The organism is Tunicatimonas sp., assembly GCF_049647865.1.
GTDB lineage: Bacteria > Bacteroidota > Bacteroidia > Cytophagales > Cyclobacteriaceae > Tunicatimonas.
Genome location: NZ_JBARYM010000836.1, coordinates 1 through 3674 on the forward strand (window position 1 = coordinate 1; position 3674 = coordinate 3674).

Annotated in this window: 5 protein-coding genes; 1 reads left to right on the forward strand and 4 read right to left on the reverse strand. The window is 47.1% G+C overall.

Features of this window, described 5'->3' with window-relative positions:
- From WBA23_RS24105 to WBA23_RS24115, 3 genes are all read right to left on the reverse strand, one after another.
- Positions 1 to 201: hypothetical protein (locus WBA23_RS24105; protein WP_424584832.1), on the reverse strand; the 201-nt coding region annotated here is incomplete at its 3' end.
- Positions 202 to 1650, reverse strand: a complete 1449-nt coding sequence (locus WBA23_RS24110) for a metallophosphoesterase family protein (RefSeq protein WP_424584833.1) — start codon at positions 1648 to 1650, stop codon at positions 202 to 204. It lies immediately after the preceding gene.
- A gap of 154 nt (positions 1651 to 1804) precedes the next feature.
- Positions 1805 to 2368: a DUF3109 family protein gene (locus WBA23_RS24115; RefSeq protein ID WP_424584834.1), complete on the reverse strand. Its 564-nt coding sequence runs from the start codon at positions 2366 to 2368 to the stop codon at positions 1805 to 1807.
- 148 nt (positions 2369 to 2516) lie between these two features.
- Between WBA23_RS24115 and WBA23_RS24120 the strand changes: the two genes are divergently transcribed.
- Positions 2517 to 3002, forward strand: a complete 486-nt coding sequence (locus WBA23_RS24120; protein WP_424584835.1) for a ferritin-like domain-containing protein — start codon at positions 2517 to 2519, stop codon at positions 3000 to 3002.
- 36 nt (positions 3003 to 3038) lie between these two features.
- On the opposite strand, the gene WBA23_RS24125 is transcribed toward WBA23_RS24120, so the two are convergent.
- On the reverse strand, positions 3039 to 3674 hold a 636-nt coding region (locus tag WBA23_RS24125; protein WP_424584836.1), incomplete at its 5' end, for an amidohydrolase family protein.

Here is a 3674-nt window from a genome sequence, read left to right on the forward strand (position 1 = left end):
CGGTAGGCGGTCGGCCAGAAATAGCTTACTACTATCAGCTTCCTCTAGCGGACTAATACCCAAGTACAGCACTTCGCGGAATATTCGCTCCCCGGTTTCTAAAGCACTAATATTTTCCGGGCGGGCATCAATCAACACGCTGACCCCATCTTGATCAAAAGGGTTTTTTCCCGGAGTAGTTTCTAACGGGTCATCGGTCACTTAAGCTCCCACGTACAGATAATCATCATCATAAGTAACGTCAAACTGGAACGAAGCATCCTCATCGCCCTGGTGGGAAAACGGATCGCTGTCTACGTAACCATTTTTTCCGACGGTATAGGCAAATTCCGACCATTCATCCAGCGAGCCATCTATTTGAACTGCTGATTCGGTAGGTGAGATCACGGCAACCTTTTCGGGGCGCAGTCGGTAGGTAGATTCAAAGGACACCTCTGGCATTTCCATGCCGGGTATATTGTCGCCTTGATAAGCAGTAGTGCTGTGCAATACCAGAGGCGAAATACTATCTAGCGTAATTGGCTCGGTCGCCCGCAAACCTAGTTTCACTACCTCCACTGAGTTAGGACTGATTTCACGGGAAAGCGCGCCAAAGCTAGGAATAAGCTTAGGGTTTGCCTGTACAGTCAGATCAATTTGCATAGGCACATCGCTATTGTTAGTCAGCTTCAGTTCGGTTTCGTAGGCTTCAAATGTGTTGTCCTGTACTAGAAGTGGTTCCACGCTTATGGCTTGCGATTGCAACAGGGGCTGCATCAGTTGGGCAGTTTCTTCGGTAAATACTTCATCACTCCAAATGCCATCCAGGGCTAGGTTAGCAATAATTGGCCCTTCGTCGGTCATGGTAATCCAGGCTACGTGATCAAACTCCCCCAGTTCGGGACCTCGCAACGGACTACCGCCGCCCGTAGTCGCCAGAATGTAGTAGTTGCCATTATTCCGTTCGTACTTCACGTAGCGGTGTCGGTGACCAACAAATACCGAATGTTCTCGGTTAGTAAGTAACGTTTCCACATCGGCCCAACGCTTGGTTTCTGCTTCCTGATCCCACAGGGGTTGATGCATAAAAACTAACGTCCACTTCACATCGGCATTCTCTGCCAGCGTTCGTTTAACGTACTCGTACTGTTCATCACCAATCGTTCCTCGCCCCGCTCCCCGAACATTGTCTTCACTATTGAGGCAAAGGAATAGTACGTCGTTGTAGGTAAAGTGATAGTAGTCTTTACCAAAACGCTCTTTCCACTCTTCTGCCAGCACATCATTGGTATAATCGTGGTTACCGGGTACGTAGAAGAAAGGAACGGTCAGTTCATCAATAAAACCATTAAACTCGGTCCACTGCCGGTCAATCTCCGCTTCATCGGTGGTGTAGCCTTCAATCAAATCGCCCACGCTCATCACAAACTCGGGCTGGAGTAGGTTAAGCTTACGCACTCCGTCTAGAAAAATTCCTGGCCGGTGCCCCCCGGTACGGTCACTCACAATGGCAAACTGGAAGTTCTCCGCTTCATTATTGACATCTAGGCTAGTGAAGGGCTTGGCACCTTCAATAGATTCAATGATGATTCGGGGAGAATTATCTTCTTGGGCTTGCAGAGGTAAAACTGCAATTAAGAAGAGCGCAACAAAGCAGGTAAAGGTTCTCATAGAGTAGGTATTTTTTACAAGGTAGGCAGATTTCACCATAAGGAAGTTAACTGGATGTTAAGTTTTCGATCAGGATAAGCAGGATGAAGTAAGATGGTCAGGATTAATGTATGATGGGACTTAATTAAGCTATCATGTTAATTCCAACTACAGACTACTCCCGCTCAATCTTCTCTACCAGTTCATTGTACCAATCTTCGCCGTATTTACGGATGAGGGGTTCTTTGAGGAAACGATAGAGCGGAACTCCTAGCTCCCGGCCTAAATCGCAGGCGGGGTTGCAGATGTACCAGCGGTGGTAGTTCACCGCATCGTAATTATCGTAACTATCAATTCGAAGGGGATACAAGTGACAGGAAATGGGCTTATGGAACGAGGTTTTCCCAGCCCGGTAGGCTTGCTCGATGCCGCACTTGAGCGTGCCCTTCTTATCGCGGATGGCGTACGCGCACTCGCGCCCGTTGATGATTGGCGTCACGTGATCGTTGTCTCGGTCGGTGGTATGTTTGCCCTGTCGCTCTATTTCTCGGATGCCCGCTTTGGTGAGGAAGGGTTTTACATCTTCGTAGATTTCATCCAGTATAGGTAGCTCCTCTTTTTCTAGCGGTGCTCCGGAATCGCCCTCCACACAGCAGGCTCCTTGGCACTTTTTCAGATTACAAACGAAAAACTGCTCCTTCACATCGTCGCTTAGTACCGCATCACCAACAATAATCATAATCGCGTAGTCAGTATCTTAAACATAGTGCAGTATTTCACTGCCCACGTTTTATATTTATTATGTCTACATAACATATACCCTTTCCTGCTTGTTCTCGTAACAAACATAACATATCATTTTTATTTCCTAACCTTAATTTTTTACAATGAAAGACCTGAAAGATTTATTACAACACATGCTGAAAGATTTGTGGAGTGCTGAAGATCAAATGCTGGAAGCTTACGATAAAATGGCTCAGCAGGCTGATAGCAGCAAACTGAAGCAGTACTTCCAAGACCATATTGAGGAAACCAAAAAACACAAAGCCATTGTAGAAGGCATTTGCGACGAAATGGGGATCAAACATAGTGGCGAAAAGTGTAAAGCAATGGCGGGCTTGGTAGAAGAAGCCTTGGGATTTTTAAAGGAAGAAGATATGGACAAAGATGTGTTAGATGCGGGTATGATTGCCCAGGCACAACGCATAGAGCACTACGAAATTACCGGTTACGGTACTGCCCGCCGGTTTGCCGAAGAATTAAAGTTAGATTCAGTTGAAAAGAAGCTAAAGGGTATACTGGACGCTGAACACAATCAAGACGATGTGCTGACTAAGTTAGCCGAATCTCGCTTGAACAAGCAGGCGAAGTAGTTTCTCGTTAAAGTTATTAGATAAAAAGGGGCTGGGTTATGGTTGATAGCCCGGCCCTTTTACAAACATACCCGGCGTAGCCCCCGTATGCTCACCCTCTTTCAGCACAGGGGTCCCGTTGACCAGCACGTGTACCATACCTTCCGAGTACTGATGAGGCTTCTCAAAGGTAGCTTTATCCCCCACGATAGCCGGATCAAAGATGACAATATCAGCGTAGAAGCCTGGAGCCAGCTTACCCCGGTTTCGAATACTAAGTTTCTGAGAGGATAACCCAGTCAGGCGATAAATAGCTTCTTCTAGGGAGATTACCTGTTCTTCGCGAACGTACTTACCGAGCAGTCGAGCAAAGTTGCCGTAGGTGCGGGGATGAGTGCTGCTTTCCAGATTTTTGCCTTCGGCAGCAATGGAGCGAGCATCCGAGCCGAAGGTCATGTACGGAAGTTTGATCTGCTTCTTTACGTTTTCTTCGTTCATCAGAAAGTAGACCGTGCCAATGTCACCCTCGTTTTGCACTACCAGATCGATGATCGTTTCAGCCGGAGAAGTGCCGCGTTTTTGGGCGATTTCAGCCACAGTTTGGCCCACGTACTGCTTCAATGAATCCTGGTCAAACTCTACCAGTAAGATGTTATCAGCATCGCCCGCTAGTTGCAAAAAGTTCTCCCACTC